Consider the following 21,565-nt stretch of genomic DNA (forward strand, 5'->3'; position numbering starts at 1 on the left):
CGCTGGCACGGTGTAGCATGTGACGCATGATGCAGGTTCGCCCCGTAGCCGCCTTCAGGGACAATTATATCTGGCTCGCCGGTCATGCCGACAGCCGCCGCGTGGCGATTGTCGATCCGGGCGACGCCCAGCCGGTACTCAATGCCCTGCGGCGTGACGCCCTCACACCGTGCGCGGTACTGATCACCCATCACCATCACGACCACGTTGGTGGCGTCACTGAACTGCTGCGTCATTTCGGCCTGCCGGTGTATGGTCCCGCCCGTGAAGCGATACCCGCGCTCAGCCATCCGTTGCACGAGGGCGACCAAGTGGTGCTGGAGGAGGCGGGCCTCCGCCTTAACGTACTCGACGTGCCGGGCCACACCCGGGGCGCCATCGCCTATCACGGTAACGGCGGGCTGTTTTGCGGCGACACGCTGTTCACTGCGGGCTGCGGTTACCTGTTTGAGGGCACGGCAACCCAAATGTACCACGCTTTGAGCAAACTCGCCGGGCTGCCGCCTGAAACACAGGTATACTGCGGCCATGAATACACGGCCGACAATCTGGCCTTTGCCCGCGTGGTCGAACCCCATAACCCGGACATCCTCAGCCGCAGCAGCGATGTCGACCGCCTGCGTGAGCAAGGCCTGCCGACGGTTCCCGCCCCCTTAGCACTGGAATTGCGCACCAACCCGTTTTTGCGTTGTCATATCCCTGCCGTTGCGGCGGCGGCGGAGCGCTATGCTGGCCGCCGTCTGGCCGAGGCGGCCGACGTGTTCGCAGTTGTGCGGGCTTGGAAAGACGATTTAGACAAAGTATAATTTACAGGCTTCTGGTTGACCTCCCTCCCCCTGGCTTCTACCATTTTTCGTTATGGGAAAACTGAAACAACGTTACACCGCAGGAAAATGCTGCCTCATGCTCACCCTGAGCCTGGGGCTGGTCGCCTGTGCCCAGCAACCCCGTGACACAGCCGCTGCGCCATCCCCAACGATCAGCGATAACCTGTCGAAAGAAGTAGAAAAACAAGGGGATCCCCCCGCCTCCGACAGCACCGAGGCCTCTGCTTCCACCATACCTGACACCCCTTCTGATTCCGCGCCCGAACACCCCCTCACCACCACCCGCCCGGGCCTGTGGGACAGCTTGGAGCAGCAGTTAACGCCACCCGATACGCCCACCGCCGAGGCCGACTCGCCCTCAGACTTGTGGCACCGGATCCGCGCCGGTTTTGCACTCCCCCATTACGATCACCCCAAGGTGCAGGCCGAGGCCCGCGCATACGCCACCTCGCAGGAGCATGTCGATACCGTCACTCAGCGTGCCACGCCTTATATGTACTACGTGGTACAAGAGCTGGAGAAGCGCGGCATGCCCACCGAAATTGCGCTGGTGCCCATTATCGAGAGCGCCTACTCGCCGGGGGCAGTATCCGCCAGCGGGGCGGCAGGCATCTGGCAGTTCATCCCCTCCACCGGGCGCCATATGGGCCTGACCCGCAACTTCTGGTACGACGGTCGGCGTGATGTCATCGCCTCGACCGCTGCAGCGCTGACCTATCTGCAGCGGCTCAATACCGAGTTCGACGGCGACTGGCTGATCACCCTCGCGGCCTATAACGCGGGTGAAGGCAGACTGCGGCGCGCCATACAAAAGAATCAGCGGGCTGGAAGGCCTGCCGACTTCTGGTCACTCGACCTGCCGCAGGAAACAGCGACCTATGTACCGCGCCTGCTCGGCATCGCCGCCCTCGTGAACCATCCGGAAGAATTCGGCATTACCCTCGCCAGCATTCCCAACGCCCCCTACCTCGCCAGCGTGGACGTCGACAACCAGATCAACCTCAATGTGGCGGCCCAGATTGCCGGCATGTCACGCGACGAACTCAGACGGCTGAACCCGGGCCTGCTGCGCGGCATCACCGACCCCAAGGGCACAACCACGCTGTTACTGCCTGCAGACAAGGCCGAAAAGTTCAGCCGGCGCCTCGCCAGCATCGATCCTGGCACACTGCAGTCACACTCACTGGCAAAACCGCAAGCCAGCAAGCAAAGCGCGCCCAAACAGGCATCCGGCGTGACTGCGCCAGGGCAGCAGAAAAAATATGTTGTACGCCAGGGCGACACGCTGGGCGCCATTGCCCGCGACTTCAGTATCAGTTTGGCGCAACTGGAACGCTGGAATGCAGACCAGTTAAATGGTAAATATCTGACACCCGGCATCACGCTGAAGATTTACCCGCCTGCAAAAGCCGGTTCGTAAACCACCGTCATCCTGCGAGGAGGCCAGCCATGCGAGCAATCCGCATCCACCAATTCGGTGGTGCTGAGGTTTTGCGTTATGAAGACGCCCCGCAACCTGTGCCGGGCGCCGACGAAGTACTGATACGGGTGCATGCCGCCGGGGTCAACCCGGTGGACGCCAAGATCCGCGCCGGCAAACTACAGGGACGCGTTGACCACAGGCTGCCCCTGATACTGGGCTGGGATGTCGCGGGCACCATTGAACAAACCGGCGCCGATGTTACCCAATTCAAGCCCGGTGATGCCGTGTACGCACGTCCTGACATCGCACGTGATGGCGCCTACGCCGAATACATCGTCGTGCGCGCGAGCGAGGTGGCGCTGAAGCCGGAGTCCCTCGACTTCATCCATGCTGCCGCCGTCCCGCTCTCCGCACTCACCGCCTGGCAGTCGCTATTTGTTGCAGGCGATCTTCAGCCCGGCCAGACCATCCTGATTCATGCTGGCGCGGGCGGTGTCGGTCACTATGCGCTGCAACTCGCGCACTGGAAGGGCGCTCACGTCATCACCACCGCCTCGGCGCGTAATGCCGACTTTGTGCGCGCGCTCGGCGCCGACGACGTGATTGATTACACCAGCGCCCGCTTCGAAGACGCCGTGCACGAGGCAGACATGGTGTTTGATACCGTGGGTGGCGACGTGCAGCAGCATTCATGGCAGGTATTAAAGCGAGGCGGCATACTGGTGTCCATCCTCGCACTCACTGTGCCCGACGAGGCTGAACAACGTGGCTGGCGCTCCGCCTACGTGTTCGTACAACCCAGCGCACAACAACTTGCACAACTCGCCAGCCTGATTGATGCGGGCAGCATCAATCCGCATGTCGATAATGTGATGGCCTTGAGCGATGCCGCCAAGGCCCACATCCTGATTCAGGGCGGCCACGCCCGCGGCAAGATCGTACTCAACGTCCTGCAGTAAGCACGCAGGCCGTACTAGGCGTGCTCGGCGATTTTCGGCACCGCACTCAACAGCGTTTTTGTATACGGGTGCTGCGGATTGCGCAACACCTCTCCGGCACTGCCGGACTCGACAATCCTGCCTTGATGCATCACGGCCACGTCATCGGCAAGATATTCCACCACCGCGATATTATGGGTGATAAAGAGGTAGGCAATACCCAGTTCGCGCTGCAATTCTTTCAGCAGATTAAGGGTCTGCGCCTGCACAGACACATCAAGCGCGCTGGTCGGCTCGTCACACACCAGCAGCTTGGGGCGAACCGCCAGCGCGCGGGCGATGCTGATGCGCTGGCGTTGCCCGCCCGAGAATTCATGCGGATAGCGCAGCCCGGCCTCGGCCGGCAACCCGACCTGCTCCAGCACCTGCGCTATACGCGCAGCACGATCGGCCGCTGTTTTGCCCACACCCTGCGCGACCATGCCCTCCTCAATAATGTCTGCCACGATCATGCGCGGATTGAGTGATGAATAGGGGTCCTGAAAAATAATCTGAAAATCCGCGCGCCGCGCGCGCAGGCTGGCGCCGCGCAACTGCGTCAATTCGTCACCGGCAAACCGCACGCTGCCTGCCGTCGGACGTATGAGTTGCAGAATGCCCTTGCCCACCGTGGTCTTGCCGGAACCGGACTCGCCCACCAGGGCCAGCGTGCGCCCGGCGCGGATGCTGAGTGAAACGCCATCCACTGCGCGCACATGTCCCACCACGCGCTTGAACACCCCCTGCTCTATGGGAAAGTAGACCTTGAGGTCTTTCACGGTCAGCAGCTCTTCGCCCACCGATGCTGTGTCAGTCTGCACCGCCTGCGCCGCTACCCGTACCGGTTGCGGTGGCGCTGAGGACTGATAACGTGCATCGTGCAAATGACAACGCACGGCCGCGTGCGCCCCGGCGGCAAGCAAGTCCGGCGTGCGGTCATGGCAGGTCTGCCAGGCAGATTCGCAGCGCGGCGCAAAGCGGCACCCTGTAAACGTCTGTGTCAGCGGCGGTACCCGGCCCTGTATCACGGCCAGACGCGTGCCGCGCTTGCCCAGCGTGGGCACGGACTCGAACAGCTTCCGCGTATACGGATGTCGCGGCACGGCAAACAGCTCCGTCCGTGGCGCCTGCTCTACAATCTGGCCCGCGTACATCACCGCCACCCGTGCGGCCATCTCCGACACCACGCCAAGATCATGGGTGATCAGCAGCAGCGCCATGCCCGTATCTTTTTGCAACCGACGCAGCAGCTCCAGTATCTGGGCCTGTATCGTCACGTCGAGTGCCGTGGTAGGTTCATCGGCAATCAGCAGTTCCGGCTCACCCGCCAGCGCGATGGCAATCATCACACGCTGCTTCATACCGCCGGAAAGCTGGTGCGGAAAATCATGGTAGCGCCGTTGCGGCTCGGCTATACCTACCGCGTCCAGCAATTCTATCGCTCGCATCTGTGCGGCACCCGCCGTGATGCCATGGTGGCAGCGCAATGCCTCGCTGATCTGCATACCAATGGTCAGCACCGCATTCAGGCTGGTCATCGGCTCCTGAAATATCATCGCGATGCGCCCACCACGCACACTGCGCATGTCACGCTCGGGCAGCGCCAGCAGGTCCTGGCCTTCCAGCCATACCTCACCCGACACGCCGGCAGTAGCCGGCAGCAGGCGCATGATGGAGAGCGCGCTCAGTGATTTGCCACTGCCGGACTCGCCCAGCAGGGCGAAGGTCTCACCACGCGCGATCTCGAAACTTACCTCGTCGACCGCGCACAACCTGCCCTGCCCGGACTCAAACCAGGTGCTGAGATTACGTACACAGAGCAGTGTGTTGTTCATTGCTTGCGCAACCTCGGGTCAAAGGCATCACGCACCACATCTGAAAACAGGTTCGCCGCCAGCACCAGCGCAAACATGAAGATAAAGGCCGCACACAGCGACCACCACACCATGGGATCACGCGCCATTTCCAGTCGCGCGCCGTTAATCATGTTGCCCCAGCTGAGCGTGCTCGGATCCACCCCCACACCCACGTACGACAGCACGGCCTCGGCCAGCACCAACCCGCTGAAATCGAGCACCACGCTGATCAGCACGATGTGCATGACATTGGGCAGGATATGGCGGCGGATGATCTGGAAGTGGCTGACACCAAAGGCCTGCGCAGCCTGGATGTACTCCATCTCGCGCAACTTCAACGCCTCGCCCCGCAGCAAGCGGCACAACCCGGTCCAACTGGTAATGCCCAGTATGATGCACAAAAACAGCAATCGCAGATCGGCGCGTTCGGCCAGCGTATCAAACTGCTCCGGGTGATTGGTGATGTAGACCTGCAAGCTCAGTATCGCCGCCGCGATCAACAGCACACCGGGTATCGAGTTGAGCGTGGTATAGGTGTATTGAATGACATCATCTGCCAGCCCCCGGAAATAGCCGGCCATGATGCCGAGCAAAATGGCGAATGGCAGCATCACCAGCGTGGTCAAGGTGCCAATCACCAATCCCGTGCGGATACTCTTCAGTGTCTGGTACAGCACGTCCTGTCCCACCTTGTCGGTGCCGAGCACGTGATATTTCAGACTCAACATGGACGCCCACAGCACCACCATGAGCATAACCAGCAGCGCCAGCCAGACTACCCGCCATGGCGTCTCGGTTTCGCCACGCACAATACGGCGCAGCATGACGCGCCACGCCACACGCTCGCGCCACGCCAGCAGGCCGGTGAACACTGCGCCTGCGGCCAAACCCAGCAACAGCGACAGCAGCACCGCCTGCGCGCTGGTCAGCAGAATATCCGCCGCCCGCTCCTGTGCCGGGTGCTGCAAATGCCGCCCGCCGTGCTGCAGGCGCGGAAATTCCCGGCTCTGGGTGCCGTCGGCATGCTCTACGGTTTCCTTGGTATAGAGATGGGTGGCAAACGGCGCCGAATAGGTCTTCTCGCTGCGCTCCCGCAACGGCGTAGCGACCAGATCAAACACACTCAATACCTCGATGGAATACTCACGCTCGGCCTGCGGCTTGCCGCCATCCGGCAACGGCAACCTGAAATGCAGCGAGTCGAGCAGCCCGATCAATACATAGGTGAGCAACACCACCAGCGAGACGGCCGCCATCCGGCTGCGCTTCACCTGTCGCCACGGCGCACGCAGGTGCTCCTTGCCGCGCACATGCACGGCGAACGCAATCACCGTGACCAGCAGCACGAAGATCAGCGCATCGGTAGGCAGAATAACAGGCAGAAATGGCATCTAGCCCAGCCTCACGCGCGGGTCTACCAGGGTGTAGGAGATATCCGTCAGCACCAGCCCCACGATATAGAGCACCGAGCCCAGAAACACCATGGCGCGCACCACGGCGAAATCCTGTGAGTTGATGGCGTCAATGGTGTAGCTGCCGAGGCCGGGAATGCCGAAAAACGACTCCAGTATCAGGCTGCCCATGAACAGCAGCGGCAACACCACTACCACTCCGGTCAGAATCGGAATCATGGCGTTCTTGAGTACGTGGTAAAACAACACCCGCAGTTCGGAGAGCCCCTTGGCGCGTGCCGTGCGCACGTAGTCCTTGCCGATTTCCTCGAGGAAGATTGTGCGGTACCAGCGGCTGCCGGAACCGATGCCGCTGACAATGCCGATAATCACCGGCAACAGAATAAACTTGAAGGCCTGCACGCCGGTGTCATAGCCGGACACCGGCACGATATGCAGCAGCTTGCTGATGAGGTACTGGCCGCCGATGATGTAGAACAGCCCCGAGATCGACATCAACACCACACACAACACCACGCCTCCGACATCGATATAGGTGGCGCGGAAGAAGGCCATCAACAGCGCAAAGGTGATATTGGTCAGCAGCCCGATCAACAGCACCGGCAACGCAATCGCCAGACTGGGCCACATGCGCTCGCGTATCTCCAGGCCGATATCGCGGCCGTCGTCGGAGCGGCCGAAGTCGAACACAAACAAGGCCAATGATTTCTTGTAGAAAATGGTATCCGTCAGCTGTGCCGTGCCTTCAGCGCCACTGTTATATAACAGCGGCTTGTCATAGCCGCGCTCCACCTTCCACTTGTCGATCGCCTCCTGCGTGACATGCTTTACACCCAGATGCACTCGCGCCATGTCATCCGGCTTGTTTACCACAAAAAACAGTGCGAAGGTCAGCAGGTTGACGCCAATCAGGATCGGGATCGCATACAACACACGGCGCAGGATATAGGCCATCATTTGGCGGCACTCCGCTGTTTGCGCCTGTAACTCACCAGCGCCGGGGCCGCGCCCAACAGCAGCAGCGCCAGCAATGCCCACAGCGGCCACACCACAGGCTGGTTCCATGCCGCGCGCAGACGGGCACGCTCGTCGGGGTCAATGCGGATGTACTTCAGGGTATTGTTCGCCATCTCGTTGGGCTTGGCATTGTGATACCAGCGATGGTACAGCCCGAATTTCTTGCGGTGCATGCCCCACAGCCAGGGCGCATCGTGGCGCACGATCTCGACCATGCGACTGATCACCGCCTGCCGCTCGGAGCCATTGTCCATGCTCTTCATCTGCTCAAACAGGCTGTCATACTCCGGGTTGCTGTAGTTCGAGGCGTTTTCGCCATTTTTGCCGGCCTTGGCATTCGGGCCATACAACAGAAACAGGAAATTTTCCGGGTCGGGGTAATCCGCATTCCAGCCCCACTGGTAAATCTGTGCGTTGCCCTTGTGCATCTTCTCCTGAAAGCGGTTGAAGTCGGTATTGCGGATATCGAGTTGCAGGTCGAGCTTGAGAAACTGCTTGCGCAGCCAGTCGAGATACGACTTGTTGTCCGGCCCGCTGGCTGCGATATCAAAATGCAGCAGCAGCGGCTTGCCGGTTTCTGCGTCCCGGCCATTGGGGTAGCCCGCTTCCGCCAGCAGTTGCCGCGCAACGTCGATGGACTTGCGCTGCGGTTTGCCGTCTATCCAGTCATAGGTATACGGATTAATGCCCGGCTGCCCGTCTATGTGGCCAAATATGCCGGGCGGAATCGGGCCCTGCGCGGCCACCCCGCGACCATTGCGGAAAATGGAAATCATTTCCTCTTGGTCGATGGCGATCGCAATCGCCCGCCGCAGCTTGCGCGCACGCTCACCCATGCCGCCGATCACCGGGTCGAGCATGTTGAAGCCGATGTAGGAAATATCGGTGCCGACGCTGGTGCGCAAATGTATGCCGCGCTCACGCATCGGCTCGCTCACTGCGGCTTCGCCCTGCATGCCCACATTCACAGCCTGATCAAAAGTGTCGGAGCTGATGCCCGAGGTATCGTAATAGCCCTGCAAAAATTTGTTCCAGTACGGGATGCTTTCCTTCTCCAGACTGTACACCGCCTTGTCGATAAACGGCAGACTGCGCCCGGCATCATTCAGCAGGCCGGCCTCATGATCGCCCGGCATGCCCTCGACGGGGTAGCTCTCCGCGTGATAATTGGGATTGCGCTCCAGCACCATCTGCCGATTGGGATTATTCAGCGTGAGCATGTACGGCCCGGTGCCGACCGGATACCAGTCCAGCGACAGATTTTTTTCCGCCATGCCGGGCTGGGCATAGAAGCGATCCACTTCCGGCGCCACCGGCGCGAAGAACGGCATCGCCAGCCAATACACAAGTTGCGGATATTTGCCATAGACCTTGATGCGGTAGGTATAGCGGTCTATCACCGTGGCGCCTTCCAGCGCATACCGGTTGAGATCAAGAAAGGCCTCCCGCCCGGCAGCGTCCTGCGCCTGCCGCAAGGTGGCTGCATAGTCCTTCAGGCCCACGATATGCTCGCTCATCAAGCCAAAAATCGGCGACTCGATACGTGGATGACCAAGCCGCTTGATCTGATAGACATAATCTGCCGCCACCAGCTCGCGCGTATCATGTGCGGCAAAATCGTTCAGGCTGGTAACCGGCGCCAGCTCCTCCGGGGCCAGCGCCAGATAGCGCGAACTGTCATCTGCATTGCGCGCAAAGGCAGGGTGCGGCTGATAGCGGATACCGGGGCGGATGGAAATATCATAGATGCTGTAGGCAATCTCGTCCGTGGCGGCAGTGTCGGCTAATTGCCGGCCGTCCTTGTCGAGATACACCGCTCGCGGCACAGCGTCCGCCGCCAGCGGTATCAGCGTATAAGGCCGCTTGAGATAGTGATATTGCAGCGGCGGCTCGTAGATCTGGGCGATCAGCGCATACTCGTTCTCCACATACGACTGCGCGGGGTCGAGGTGCTTGGGGCGCTGGTCAAACGAGCTGTAGAGGATATTGCTGTGATCTTCTGCCGCCGGGTAGGGATTGTTCCACGGACGGCCATCGCAGCCCGTCAGCGCGAGCAGCGCGCCGCAGAGCGGCCACAGCAAGGGCAGGGATAGCCGTTTCATCAACGTCACAGTTTCGATTGGTGCGTGCAAGCCAAGGTTCTTTATAATACCCTATTCACGATCACACCGATTTCCGTTACCTTAACCACAGCATGCCTGACACGAAAGGATAATGATATGGGATTTCTCGACGGAAAATGCGCACTCATCGTAGGCCTCGCCAGCAATCGCTCCATCGCCTGGGGCATTGCCCAGGCCATGCAGCGGGAAGGGGCACAGCTCGCCTTCACCTACCAGAACGAACGCTTGCAGGAGCGGGTGGAGAAAATGGCGGCGGAGTGCGACTCGGTCATCACCCTGCCCTGCGATGTCAGCAACGACACCGAAATCGACGCAGTGTTCGAGCATCTGGATGACTACTGGGATCACCTCGACATCATCGTCCACTCGGTGGCCTATGCGCCCCGCAACGAACTGGAGGGCAGCTACCTCGACGCCGTCACCCGCGAGGGCTTTCTCATCGCCCATGACATCAGCTCCTACAGCTTCACCGCGCTGGCCAAGGCCGGGCGCAACATGATGCAGGGCCGCAACGGCGCGCTGCTCACGCTCAGCTACCTCGGCGCGGAAAGCGTCGTGCCGAACTACAATGTCATGGGGCTGGCCAAGGCCAGCCTTGAGGCTAACGTGCGCTACATGGCCGACAGCCTCGGCCCCGAGGGCATCCGCGTCAACGCGATCTCCGCCGGGCCGATCAAGACCCTGGCCGCCTCCGGCATCAGCGGTTTCGGCAAGATGCTCGAGCACACGGAAAAAAATGCCCCGCTGCGGCGCAACGTGACCACCGAAGATGTCGGCAATGCCGCCGCCTTCCTCTGCTCCGACCTCGCCGCCGGCATCACCGGCGAAGTCGTGCATGTCGACAGTGGCTATCACATCATCGGCGTAGGGACGCTATAAGCGTACACGTCACCACTGGCCCGGGCTGGCCTTATTTTTCACCTGATCTGAGACCGTGACGTGAATAATAAAAACCTCGAATCCACCCTGCACGAACTGCGGCAGTTTGCGCCGCCGCCCGCATTCTCTGCCCACGCACGCATTCCCAGCATGCAGGCGCTGCAAACCCTGCATCAGCAAGCTGCGCAGGATCATGAACAATTCTGGGCCGGGCTGGCGCGCAGTGAAATCAGCTGGCAAAAACCCTTCACCCACATCCTCGACAACAGCACACCACCGCATTACCGCTGGTTTGACGACGGTCGGCTCAATGTCTCCTATAACTGTCTGGATAAACATCTCAAGAACAAGGCGCAAAAAACCGCCATCCTGTTTGAAGGCGAGCAAGGCGATATCCGCCGCCTGAGTTACGCCGAACTGCACCGCGACGTCTGCTGTCTCGCCAATGCGCTCAAGGCCAAAGGCATCGAAAAAGGCGACCGCGTGGTCATCTACATGCCCATGGTGCCCGAGGCCGTCGTCGCCATGCAGGCCTGCGCCCGCATCGGCGCCATCCACTCCGTGGTGTTCGGCGGTTTCTCCTCCCAATCCCTGAAGGACCGCATCGAAGACGCGGGCGCAAAGCTGCTCATCACCGCCGACGGTGGCACCCGTGGCGGCAAGATCATCGAGCTCAAGGCCGCCGCCGATCAGGCGCTGGCCAACGGCTGCGCCAGCATTGAAACCGTCATCGTGTTAAAGCGCAGCGGGCAGGAGATCGCCATGCAGCCGGGGCGCGACGTGTGGTGGGATGATGCCACCGCCAACGTGGCCGACCAGTGCGACCCGGTGTGGGTGGAGAGCGAGCACCCGCTGTTTCTGCTCTACACCTCCGGCTCCACCGGCAAACCCAAAGGCATTCAGCATTCCAGCGCCGGTTATCTGCTCGGCGCCACCGTCACCATGCAATGGGTGTTCGACATCCGCGACGACGACGTCTTCTGGTGCACCGCCGATGTCGGCTGGGTCACCGGCCACACTTACGTCGCCTACGGCCCGCTGGCGACTGGCGCCACCATGTTCATGTACGAAGGCGCGCCAACCATCCCCGACGCGGGCCGCTTCTGGGACATCTGCCAACGCCACGGCGTCACCATTTTTTACACCGCACCCACCGCGATCCGCGGCCTGATGAAGCTGGGCGACGAGCTACCCGCCAAATATGATTTATCCAAACTGCGTCTGCTCGGCACGGTGGGCGAGCCCATCAACCCCGAGGCATGGATGTGGTATCACCAGCACATCGGCCATGAGCGCTGCCCCATCACCGACACCTGGTGGCAAACCGAAACCGGCGCGCACATGATCGCGCCCATTCCTGGCGCCGTGCCCACCAAACCCGGCTCCTGCACCCTGCCGCTGCCCGGCATCGCGATGGACATCGTCGACGAAGAAGGCAACAGCATCAGCGCCGCCCATCAGGGTGGCTATCTCGTCATCACCAAACCGTGGCCGTTCATGCTGCGCGGCATCTGGGGTGATGAACAGCGCTACCTCGACACCTACTGGAAGAAATTCAACAACAAGTACTACGTCGCGGGCGACACCGCGCACAAAGACGAAGACGGCTACTTCTGGATCATGGGCCGCGCCGACGACGTGCTCAAGGTCTCCGGCCACCGCCTCGGCACCATGGAAATCGAATCGGCGCTGGTCGCCCACCCGCGCGTCGCCGAAGCCGCCGTGGTCGGCCGACCTGATGACATCAAAGGCGAAGGCGTGTTTGCCTATGTGGTGTTAAAAGGCGCCCGCCCGGCAGGTGGCATAGACGAAGCCCTCACCAAGGAACTGCGCGCCTGGGTCACGGAACAGATCGGCCCCATCGCCCGCCCCGACGACATCCGCTACGCCGACAACCTGCCCAAGACCCGCTCCGGAAAAATCATGCGCCGCCTGCTGCGCTCCATCGCCGCCGGCGAAGCCATCACGCAGGACACCTCGACGCTGGAAAATGAAGGTATATTGTTGCAGTTGCAGGGGAAGGCGTAGTGATCGATGCAATTAATCACGTCATTTATGACGGCTATTTCTAGCCAGATATCCACCCAGACCCGCAGCTCATCACACTCACATGTCATCGTCACCCCAGCCACACGAGCTCTATCTTCAGCAAATGGTCGAAACCAAGCGCCGACTCCGTGCCGTTGATCGAATTCTCGGCGCTAAGAAGCCGCTCACGCGGAACGAAGAAGTCGACAACGAGTGTGCGTTTCTCCAAGTTCGGAGAATCATCGAACTCATCACCTTCTCCGCTATAGTGTCCGACGAGCAGCGCTATCAACGGTCTCGCAAGCTAGACGCTGAAAAAAATCCGAGAGACAAGGGCGACTACACCCTTGACTGGAATGCCGCAGACATTCTCGTCCGCCTCTCCAAGATCAGTCCTCACTTTTTACCCCGCCCTCTTGGTCCAATGACAGCGCAACCAGACGGAACCAAGCACTTCAGCGAAGCCGCAGCTAAGCTCACGCACGACCGACTGATCGGTATCTACCAGACCGCCGGTGGATTTGCTCACACGCCCAACCCGTACAAGCCGAACGGAGCGGAGCTGGAAAGGAAGAAGAGAGAAACGGCACGAATAGTTCTGAAAAAAGAGCTTGCCTACCTGAAGTCAGTCATATGGGAGCACGCAAAGATTGGGCTCGCCTGGAAACCTGGTGCTGATCCGACACAACCCGAAGACAGCGAGACTGCCTGGCTGATTTGGTTCGGAAACAAAGACACCGATCACGTTCGCATGTCGCTGGCAACCGCCATATGAGCACGGTAGATCGTAATAGCGCAGCGCATTGGCCGCATATAGCATTAGACGTACATTCAATAGGAGACAACACATGCTTCATCGGACAACATTCCTCTGGCTAACCGCAGCATGGCTGCTGATATGCACGCCACTGGCATACGCGGAAAAAATACAGCCCATCGCCAATGAAGAACAGGGCGTTTTGTTGTCGCCCGGCATGGCGGAGCTGATGGAAGAGGCGAACACCGGTGATGCCGACGCCGCCAGAATCGTGGGCGTGCAATATGAAATGGGCCTCAGCGTGGTGCAGAACTATGACAAGGCGCTGGAGTGGTATCTCAAGGCGGTGGAACTGGGAGACGTCGAGGCCTTGTACCATATTGGTCTCATGCACGAAGGCGGCGCGGGGCGCCCCAGAGACAACACCGAAGCGCTGCGCTGGTACAAAAAGGCGGCAGCCAAGGGCCACAGCGGCGCGCAGACGCGCATCAAGATCATCAACGAATCCACGGCACCCTCTCCCTAAACACCACGTCTTTGCTTGTAGAATGCACCGATGATGAATGATCGGCGCAATTTTGCGGCGGGCGGTTTCAAGCCGGCCTGGTGGTTACGCAACGCCCATCTGCAGACACTGTGGGCCAGCGTGCTGCGACGCGCACCCCGGCCCGCGCTACGACGCGAACGCCTGGAATTGCCGGACGGTGATTTTCTTGACCTCGACTGGACGACTGGTACGTCCGGGCCAATAGTGATTCTTCTGCACGGCCTGCAAGGCTCCAGCAACTCCAATTATGCACGCGGCCTGTTACAGGCCTTGCACCGGCGCGGCTGGCGCGCCGTGCTGATGCACTTTCGCGGTTGCAGTGGCGAACCAAACCGGCTGGCGCGCTTTTACCATGCAGGCGATACGGGCGACTTCACTACGCTGGTCAATCTGTTGCGCGCCCGCGAACCGGAAACCCCGCTGGCTGCTATCGGCTGTTCGCTGGGCGGCAATGTGCTCCTGAAGTGGCTGGGTGAACAAGGCAGTCAGGCACCGCTGGTTTGTGCGGCGGCGGTGTCGGTGCCGTTTGATCTCGCACGTTCGGTTGACCACATCAACCAGGGTTGGTCATGCATCTACCAGTATTGGCTGACACGCTGTTTGCGCATTGCGGCACACCGAAAATTCAGCCGCCTGCCCTCGCCATTGGGCACCAACCTTGGAAAGCTGCATACGCTGCGCGCCTATGACAGTGCAGTGACCGCGCCGTTACACGGCTTTGCCAGTGTGGAGGCGTATTACGCGCAATCGAGCTGCCACCCCTATCTCACGCATATCCGCATACCCACACTGCTGGCACAGGCGCAGGACGACCCCTTTCTGCCCGCAACGGCTCTCCCCACGTCGGACGCACTCTCCGCCAGCATCTGCCTTGAGTTGCACCGCCACGGTGGACACATAGGCTTTATCAGCGGTACTCTGCCTTGGGCGCTGAACTACTGGCTGGAGCAGCGCATCCCTGACTATATCGCCGCTGCCCTCGCAACGACCGCAGCGGACAACCACAGGCGGACGACAGCAGGCGTATAACTCATGGATATCGACGGCATACTGCTCGCCAAACTGTTTGTCTCGCTCATCGTGGTGCTTGCGCCGGTCGATGTCATCCCGCTGTACTTGTCACTCACCCATGAGCTGGATGCGCAACAGCGGCGGCGCGTGCTGCGGCGCATGATCATTACCGTGGTGATCACGCTGCTGGCCTTCCAGTACACGGGCATGTACCTGTTCAACTTCATCGGCATCAGCCTGCCGAGTTTTCAGGTGGCCGGTGGCCTGATTCTCGCCTCCATGGCGTGGTCGATGCTGCACGCCCTGCCCTCGCGCATTCAGAGCACGCAGGCAGGGGGGGCGGACGCCACCCCGCGCGAGGATGTTTCCGTGGTGCCGCTCGGCATCCCGATGCTTGCCGGGCCCGGCACCATTACCACGGTGATCCTCTATGCCCAGCAACAGCACGGAAGTATCTCGGGCCACCTGCAGTTGAGCGGCGTCATTCTGCTCACGGCGGCGGCGCTCTATGCCTTGTTCAGCCTGGCACGACCCCTGTTCAACGCGCTCGGCCCCACCGGCGTGCGCATCACCACCCGCCTCATGGGCATGCTGCTGCTCGCGGTGGCCATGGAATTTATTCTGCGCGGGGTGACTGCGGTACTTGCCCGCTAGGGCGATGACAGGCGGGCGCCAACCTCTTCAACCTTGACCAGCACCCGATGCTGCTCATTGCGCAGCGCGCGCGTCGACGCGACAATTTCGCTCGCGCTCGAACCCTGCTCCTGTACCGCACCACCGATGTCTATCCACTCGCCCAGCTTGCCCGAGACAGTGGTATGCATCTGCGCGATATCAATGCTGCCGCCGCCTTGCGCCGAGGGCGTGGCACGTTGCGGAGCAATCTCCAGTGTGACCACGTCGCCGCTCACGCGCGGCAGCACGCTAAAACCTGTGGTCACATCCTTGTAGGTGATGCTGCTGTACAACCGCGGGTCTATGCCACTGCCCTCGACGCTGCGCTCGACTACCGGGACAGACTGGCCGATTTCAATAAAGGCGGGGTTGCCTTCGAGCACCTGTATCTGCTGCGTGTTTTTGTCGTGCACCAGGCTGTCACTGTGAATGATACGAACCTCGGCGCCATCACGCGGTGCCGGTGCACGGTGGGTGCTGATGCGCACATCGCCACTTTTTATACTGCCACGCAGTGATGCCTCGCTGTCGGCCTGATCGCTGCGGCCATCCTGCCTGACCGTGATCAGCAGGCGGCGTTGGGCGACATCGAGGGTCTTCAGCATTTGCCTGATCTGCGCCAGATTCTCCGGCGTGGTGCGCACGATCAACTGATTGTTATGGCCGCTCAGCGCGCCGTCCTTGTCGATGAACGGCTTGACCAGCGCGACGGCCTGCTCCGCCGTGAGGTGTCGAAGCGGTATAATCTCCAGCGTCGGCTCGGCAGCCAACACCGGTTGCATCAGCACACACAGGATAATGAATCGGATAATCGTCATATCAGATGTACAGCCTGCGTAATTCGGGATCGGACTCGCTTCTGTCCCACATCTCGTCAAAAATTTTCACCATCGCCACGGCCTCCAATGGGGCATTGAAATTCACTACGCCATCGTAACGCTCACTTGTCTTGCGGTGCAGCAGCCCCAGCTTATCCACCACGAGAAAGTCCTCGTTCAAGGCCTGATGCTCACGTCCCGGTTTGCGCATCTGCATGGTACTGCTCAACTGCTGCGCAAGCTGCACCAGACGGTGACCACTTTTGATAATGCCTTCGGTATTCTGCACCAGAATGCGAATCCGGGAGTAGCGGCTGCGGGTGGCAAGCCCGCGCACAGCCGTTATAAATGCGGTGGTGTCATACACCGTGTGGTCGAGATCACGGCTGAAGATATGCAAACAGCGCTTGCCCTGCCGGACCAGTGAAGTGGCTGCCATGCGGTTGTCGGCGCGGGTGGCAATCTGCACCGGTTCGGAATCCTTGCCGAGCTGCATGTGTTCCAGGGTGTATTCTCCCGTCATCACGCCAACCTCAGTCATCCAGCGTAGTTACACCTTCTCTGCCAGCTCCCGCGCGTAGCCCACGTAGTCCGCCGGCGTAAGCGCCAGCAACCGGTCCCTGCTCTCCGCCGGGATCTCCAGCGTGCGTATGAATTTGTGCAGGGCGGCGCGATCAATGCGCTGGCCGCGGGTGAGTGCCTTCAGTTTCTCATAGGGCTGTTCGATACCGTAGCGACGCATCACGGTCTGCACTGCCTCGCCCAGTACTTCCCAGTTGCGTTCCAGTTCGGCGTCGATTTCCGCGTGACCCGCCTCCAGCTTGCTGATGCCTTGCAGGCAGGACTGGTAGGCGATGACGCTGTGCGCGATACCGACACCGAGATTGCGCAGCACCGTGGAATCGGTCAGGTCACGCTGCCAGCGCGACACCGGCAGCTTGCTGCTGAGAAATTCCAGCAGGGCATTAGCCATGCCCAGATTGCCTTCCGAGTTTTCAAAATCGATAGGGTTGACCTTGTGCGGCATGGTGGACGAACCCACCTCGCCCGCCACCGTCTTCTGCCGAAAGTAACCGAGCGAGATATAGCCCCACATATCGCGATTAAAATCGAGCAATACGGTATTAAAGCGGCGCACGACATCAAACAGCTCGGCCAGTGCATCGTGCGGTTCGATCTGTGTGGTATAGGGGTTCCATGCCAGCCCCAGGCTTTCCACAAAGCCCTGCGCCAGTTGCGGCCAGTCGATTTCGGGGTAGGCCACCCGATGGGCGTTGTAGTTGCCGACCGCACCGTTGAACTTGGCGAGCAGCGCGACATCGGCCAACTGCGTACGCTGCCGTTGCAGGCGATAAACGGTATTGGCAATCTCCTTGCCCAAGGTGGTCGGCGATGCAGGCTGGCCGTGCGTGCGCGCCAGCATGGGCTGCCCGGCAAGCTGGTGCGCCAGCGCCTGCAGCTCGGCAATCAGCTTGTCCATCAGCGGCAACAGCACCCGTTCACGCGCCTCCAGCAACATCAACGCATAGGCAAGGTTGTTGATGTCTTCCGAGGTGCAGGCAAAATGCAGGAATTCGCTCGCGTCCGCCAGCTCCGGCTGGTCGCTCACCTTTTCCTTGAGAAAGTACTCCACCGCCTTCACATCGTGATTGGTGGTGTGCTCGATCTCCTTGATGCGGGTTGCATCGGCCAGATTGAAACCGGTGATGATGGCATCCAGGGCGGCGTTGGACTGAAAAGAAAAGGCCGGTACTTCCGGAATGTTCGGCTCCCGCGCCAGCCACTGCAACCAGCGCACTTCCACCTGCACCCGATGGCGCATCAGCCCGTATTCACTGAAGATGGGGGACAGCGCTGCCGTTTTATTGCCATAGCGCCCGTCGAGCGGCGAAATGGCCATGAGTTTGCTCAGTTCCATAGTTCTAAGCGTACAATTAAACGTAGCTTAATCATAGCCTTTCCTATGACCAAGACGGCCCGCACATTGAAAAAACTGCTCACGGAGGTACGCGCCTGCCGCGCCTGCGAGCTGCACCTGCCGCTGGGACCGAAGCCGGTCATCCGCGCCAGCCACACCGCACGGTTATTGATTGTGGGTCAGGCCCCGGGCACACGGGTGCACGCCAGCGGGCTGTCATGGAACGACCCCAGCGGCGACCGGCTGCGTGACTGGATGGCGATAGACCGGGATATCTTTTACGACGAGGCCCGCATTGCCATCCTGCCGATGGGATTCTGCTACCCGGGCAAAGGCGCGCGTGGCGACCTGCCACCCCGCGCGGAGTGTGCTGCGCTTTGGCGCGCCCCGCTGCACGCCGCGCTGCCGCAGATCGAGTTCACGCTGCTGATTGGCCAGTATGCGCAACGCTATTATCTGGGCAAGCGCAAGAAGGCCACACTGGCCGACACGGTGCATGCCTGGCGTGAGTATCTGCCGCACTACCTCCCGCTGCCTCACCCCAGCCCGCGCAATATTCTCTGGTTCAGACGCAACCCGTGGTTTGAGCGCGAGGTCGTACCTGCACTGCGCGCACAGGTGCGGGCTCGGCTTTTCCCCGGTACGGCTGTATCGGCACGTGCGCGAAAGCAGTAAAATAATGGTTTGCATCAAGCAATACACAGGAACCCCTACGTGCTGAAAAATTACCGCCTTCATGTCGCCGAGCGCACCGCGCTCAATCTGCCGCCGCTCCCGCTCAACGCCCGACAGGTCGCGGAACTGGTCGAGCTGCTCAAATCGCCGCCCGCTGCTGAAGGCGAATTGCTGGTTGAGCTGCTGACGCAGCGCGTGCCGCCGGGTGTAGATCAGGCGGCCTATGTGAAGGCAGGGTTTCTCGCCGCGCTGGCGAAGGGTGAGGCAAGCTGCCCACTGATCGACCGCACGCAGGCCACAAAATTACTCGGCACCATGCTGGGCGGCTACAACATCCACCCGCTCATTGATCTGCTGGATGACAAGACGCTGGGCCCTGTCGCGGCAGAGGCGTTGGGGCAGACACTGCTGATTTTCGACGCCCACCACGATGTCGCCACCAAGGCCGAACACAATCCTCAGGCCAGGCGGGTGTTGCAGGCGTGGGCGGATGCCATCTGGTTTGCCCGACGCACGCCGCTGGCCGATGAAATCACTGTTACCGTTTTCAAGGTGCCGGGCGAGACCAACACCGATGACCTCTCGCCCGCGGCCGAGGCCTGGAGCCGCCCCGACATCCCGCTGCATGCCCGCAGCATGCTCAGCAGCAAAATGCCGGATGCACTGGAGACCATCGCCACGCTGAAAAAAAAGGGCCACCCGCTGGCCTATGTCGGCGACGTGGTCGGCACCGGTTCATCGCGCAAGTCCGCCATCAACTCCGTGCTCTGGCACATGGGCCACGATATTCCCTGCGTACCGAACAAGCGTCAGGGCGGCGTGATTCTGGGCGGCAAGATCGCGCCCATCTTCTTCAACACCGCCGAAGACTCCGGCGCATTGCCGATTGAATGCGATGTCGACGCACTCGACACCGGCGATGTCATCAAGATTTATCCGCGCGCCGGGCGCATCACCGACGAGCACGGCAAAGAGCTGGCGCGCTTTGAGTTGACGCCTGCCACCCTGCCCGACGAAGTACAGGCCGGCGGACGCATACCGCTCATCATCGGCCGCGCCCTCACTGACAAAACCCGGGAGCTGCTGGGCTTAAAGCCTTCCGCTGCCTTCATCCGCCCGCAGGCCGAAAAAGACAGCGGCAAGGGTTACACCCTGGCGCAGAAAATCGTTGGCCGCGCCTGTGGCGTGACGGGCATACGCCCCGGCACCTATTGTGAAGCGCGCATGACCACCGTCGGCTCGCAGGACACCACCGGCGCCATGACCCGTGACGAACTGAAGGAACTCGCCTGTCTGGGATTCTCCGCCGAACTGGTGATGCAGAGCTTTTGCCACACCGCGGCCTACCCGAAACCGGTGGACATCGAACTGCAGCACGACCTGCCCGACTTCATCCGCACCCGTGGCGGCGTGGTGCTGCGCCCCGGCGACGGCATCATCCACTCGTGGCTGAACCGCATGCTGCTGCCCGACACCGTCGGCACCGGCGGTGATTCGCACACCCGCTTCCCCATCGGCATCAGCTTTCCGGCCGGCTCCGGCCTGGTCGCCTTCGCCGCTGCGCTCGGCGTCATGCCCATCAATATGCCGGAGTCGGTGCTGGTGCGCTTCAAGGGCAAGATGCAGCCCGGCATTACCCTGCGCGATCTGGTGAATGCCGTGCCGTACGTCGCGCTGGAACAGGGCCTGCTCACGCTCGACAAGAAGGGCAAGAAAAACATCTTCTCCGGGCGCGTGATGGAAATCGAGGGCCTGCCCGATCTCAAGGTGGAACAGGCGTTTGAATTTGCCGACGCCTCGGCGGAGCGCTCCGCCAACGGCTGCACCGTGCGCCTCAACAAGGAACCGGTGATCGAATACCTCTCCTCCAACGTCACCCTGCTGAAGTGGATGATTGCCAGCGGCTACGAAGACCGGCGCACGCTGGAGCGGCGCATTCAGGCCATGGAAGCCTGGCTCGCCAAGCCCGAGATGCTGGAAGCGGACAAGGACGCCGACTATGCCGCCGTGATCGACATCGACATGAACACCATCACCGAGCCGCTGCTGGCCTGCCCTAACGACCCGGACAACATCAAGCCGCTGTCAGCCGTGGCCGGTGACCCGGTGCATGAAGTCTTTATCGGCTCGTGCATGACCAACATCGGCCACTACCGCGCGGCGGGCAAGATTCTGGAAGACGGCGGCGAAGTGCCGGTGCGGCTGTGGGTGGTGCCACCCACGCGCATGGACGCCCACCAACTCACCGAAGAAGGCTACTACGCCACCTTTGGCCGTGCCGGTGCGCGCACTGAAGTACCGGGCTGCTCGCTGTGCATGGGCAATCAGGCACGAGTCAAGGACGGCGCAACGGTGATGTCCACCTCCACCCGCAACTTCCCCAACCGCATGGGCAAAGAGGCCAACGTCTACCTGGGCTCGGCGGAACTCTCCGCCGTCACCGCCAAGCTCGGACACATCCCGACCATGGAAGAATACATGACCTACACCCAGCGTATCGCGCCGCTGTCAGACAATATTTACCGCTACCTCAATTTCCATGAGATGGCGGAATATGCGGCGGTGGCGGGGAAAGAGGTGGCGGCTGGGACGTAATCATAGTGTCGGATCCGCTACGCTTGA

18 protein-coding genes are annotated in these 21,565 nt (G+C 61.0%); 11 read left to right on the forward strand and 7 right to left on the reverse strand.

Going from position 1 to position 21,565, the window contains the following annotated elements; translation table 11 throughout:
• The first annotated feature begins 26 nt into the window (after window positions 1-26).
• The 3 genes from gloB (at window position 27) to Q8L89_06450 (ending at window position 3,209) form a co-directional block, all read left to right on the forward strand.
• A complete protein-coding gene (gene gloB, locus Q8L89_06440) occupies window positions 27-806 on the forward strand; it encodes a hydroxyacylglutathione hydrolase (GenBank protein MDP1708686.1) in 780 nt (259 codons plus the stop codon).
• A 97-nt stretch (window positions 807-903) separates the two neighbouring features.
• On the forward strand, window positions 904-2,247 hold the full coding sequence (locus tag Q8L89_06445) for a transglycosylase SLT domain-containing protein (GenBank protein MDP1708687.1): 1,344 nt from the start codon (window positions 904-906) through the stop codon (window positions 2,245-2,247).
• A 29-nt stretch (window positions 2,248-2,276) separates the two neighbouring features.
• Entirely contained in the window at window positions 2,277-3,209 is a 933-nt protein-coding gene (locus tag Q8L89_06450) for an NADP-dependent oxidoreductase (protein MDP1708688.1), read from the forward strand.
• A 14-nt stretch (window positions 3,210-3,223) separates the two neighbouring features.
• Here Q8L89_06450 and Q8L89_06455 read toward each other — a convergent pair whose 3' ends face one another.
• From Q8L89_06455 to Q8L89_06470, 4 genes are read right to left on the reverse strand one after another with little or no spacing between them, the layout of a single operon-like run.
• Window positions 3,224-5,062, reverse strand: a complete 1,839-nt coding sequence (locus Q8L89_06455) for a dipeptide ABC transporter ATP-binding protein (protein MDP1708689.1) — start codon at window positions 5,060-5,062, stop codon at window positions 3,224-3,226.
• A complete protein-coding gene (locus tag Q8L89_06460) occupies window positions 5,059-6,474 on the reverse strand; it encodes an ABC transporter permease (protein MDP1708690.1) in 1,416 nt (471 codons plus the stop codon). Before Q8L89_06460 ends, Q8L89_06455 begins: the two co-directional genes overlap by 4 nt.
• Window positions 6,475-7,452 carry an ABC transporter permease gene (locus Q8L89_06465; protein ID MDP1708691.1) on the reverse strand — a complete coding sequence of 326 codons (978 nt, stop codon included), beginning with the start codon at window positions 7,450-7,452 and terminating at the stop codon, window positions 6,475-6,477. It abuts the gene before it with no gap.
• Window positions 7,449-9,614, reverse strand: coding sequence for an ABC transporter substrate-binding protein (locus Q8L89_06470; GenBank protein ID MDP1708692.1), 2,166 nt, complete (start codon window positions 9,612-9,614; stop codon window positions 7,449-7,451). Before Q8L89_06470 ends, Q8L89_06465 begins: the two co-directional genes overlap by 4 nt.
• 117 nt (window positions 9,615-9,731) lie before the next feature.
• On the opposite strand from Q8L89_06470, the gene Q8L89_06475 reads away from it, so the two are divergent.
• The 6 genes from Q8L89_06475 to Q8L89_06500 all read left to right on the forward strand — a co-directional run bounded on the left by Q8L89_06475 (window position 9,732) and on the right by Q8L89_06500 (window position 15,511).
• Window positions 9,732-10,514: an enoyl-ACP reductase gene (locus tag Q8L89_06475; GenBank protein MDP1708693.1), complete on the forward strand. Its 783-nt coding sequence runs from the start codon at window positions 9,732-9,734 to the stop codon at window positions 10,512-10,514.
• Window positions 10,515-10,574: 60 nt separating this feature from the next.
• Window positions 10,575-12,542, forward strand: a complete 1,968-nt coding sequence (acs, locus tag Q8L89_06480) for an acetate--CoA ligase (protein ID MDP1708694.1) — start codon at window positions 10,575-10,577, stop codon at window positions 12,540-12,542.
• Between the two features lie 82 nt (window positions 12,543-12,624).
• Window positions 12,625-13,317 carry a hypothetical protein gene (locus tag Q8L89_06485; GenBank protein ID MDP1708695.1) on the forward strand — a complete coding sequence of 231 codons (693 nt, stop codon included), beginning with the start codon at window positions 12,625-12,627 and terminating at the stop codon, window positions 13,315-13,317.
• A 73-nt stretch (window positions 13,318-13,390) separates the two neighbouring features.
• Window positions 13,391-13,825: a tetratricopeptide repeat protein gene (locus tag Q8L89_06490; GenBank protein ID MDP1708696.1), complete on the forward strand. Its 435-nt coding sequence runs from the start codon at window positions 13,391-13,393 to the stop codon at window positions 13,823-13,825.
• 30 nt (window positions 13,826-13,855) lie between these two features.
• Entirely contained in the window at window positions 13,856-14,875 is a 1,020-nt protein-coding gene (locus tag Q8L89_06495) for a hydrolase (GenBank protein MDP1708697.1), read from the forward strand.
• A 3-nt stretch (window positions 14,876-14,878) separates the two neighbouring features.
• Complete coding sequence (locus tag Q8L89_06500; GenBank protein MDP1708698.1) at window positions 14,879-15,511, forward strand: MarC family protein; 633 nt, start codon at window positions 14,879-14,881, stop codon at window positions 15,509-15,511.
• Here the strand turns inward: Q8L89_06500 and Q8L89_06505 are convergent.
• Genes Q8L89_06505 through purB form a run of 3 tightly spaced genes read right to left on the reverse strand, consistent with a single transcriptional unit; the run spans window position 15,508 to window position 18,268 of the window.
• Complete coding sequence (locus tag Q8L89_06505; GenBank protein MDP1708699.1) at window positions 15,508-16,350, reverse strand: secretin N-terminal domain-containing protein; 843 nt, start codon at window positions 16,348-16,350, stop codon at window positions 15,508-15,510. The genes Q8L89_06500 and Q8L89_06505 overlap by 4 nt on opposite strands.
• Window position 16,351: 1 nt before the next feature.
• A complete protein-coding gene (locus Q8L89_06510; GenBank protein ID MDP1708700.1) occupies window positions 16,352-16,891 on the reverse strand; it encodes a hypothetical protein in 540 nt (179 codons plus the stop codon).
• A 9-nt stretch (window positions 16,892-16,900) separates the two neighbouring features.
• Window positions 16,901-18,268 carry an adenylosuccinate lyase gene (gene purB, locus Q8L89_06515; GenBank protein ID MDP1708701.1) on the reverse strand — a complete coding sequence of 456 codons (1,368 nt, stop codon included), beginning with the start codon at window positions 18,266-18,268 and terminating at the stop codon, window positions 16,901-16,903.
• Window positions 18,269-18,313: 45 nt separating this feature from the next.
• On the opposite strand from purB, the gene Q8L89_06520 reads away from it, so the two are divergent.
• Together Q8L89_06520 and acnB are read left to right on the forward strand one after the other, a co-directional pair.
• The gene (locus Q8L89_06520; GenBank protein ID MDP1708702.1) at window positions 18,314-18,943 is read left to right on the forward strand and encodes a uracil-DNA glycosylase family protein; all 630 of its coding nucleotides are present in this window, start codon (window positions 18,314-18,316) and stop codon (window positions 18,941-18,943) included.
• Between the two features lie 39 nt (window positions 18,944-18,982).
• Window positions 18,983-21,538, forward strand: coding sequence for a bifunctional aconitate hydratase 2/2-methylisocitrate dehydratase (gene acnB, locus Q8L89_06525; GenBank protein ID MDP1708703.1), 2,556 nt, complete (start codon window positions 18,983-18,985; stop codon window positions 21,536-21,538).
• Window positions 21,539-21,565: the final 27 nt, after the last annotated feature.

The sequence above is a fragment of the Gammaproteobacteria bacterium genome, from assembly GCA_030680605.1.
Taxonomy (GTDB): Bacteria; Pseudomonadota; Gammaproteobacteria; order SURF-13; family SURF-13; genus JAQBXX01.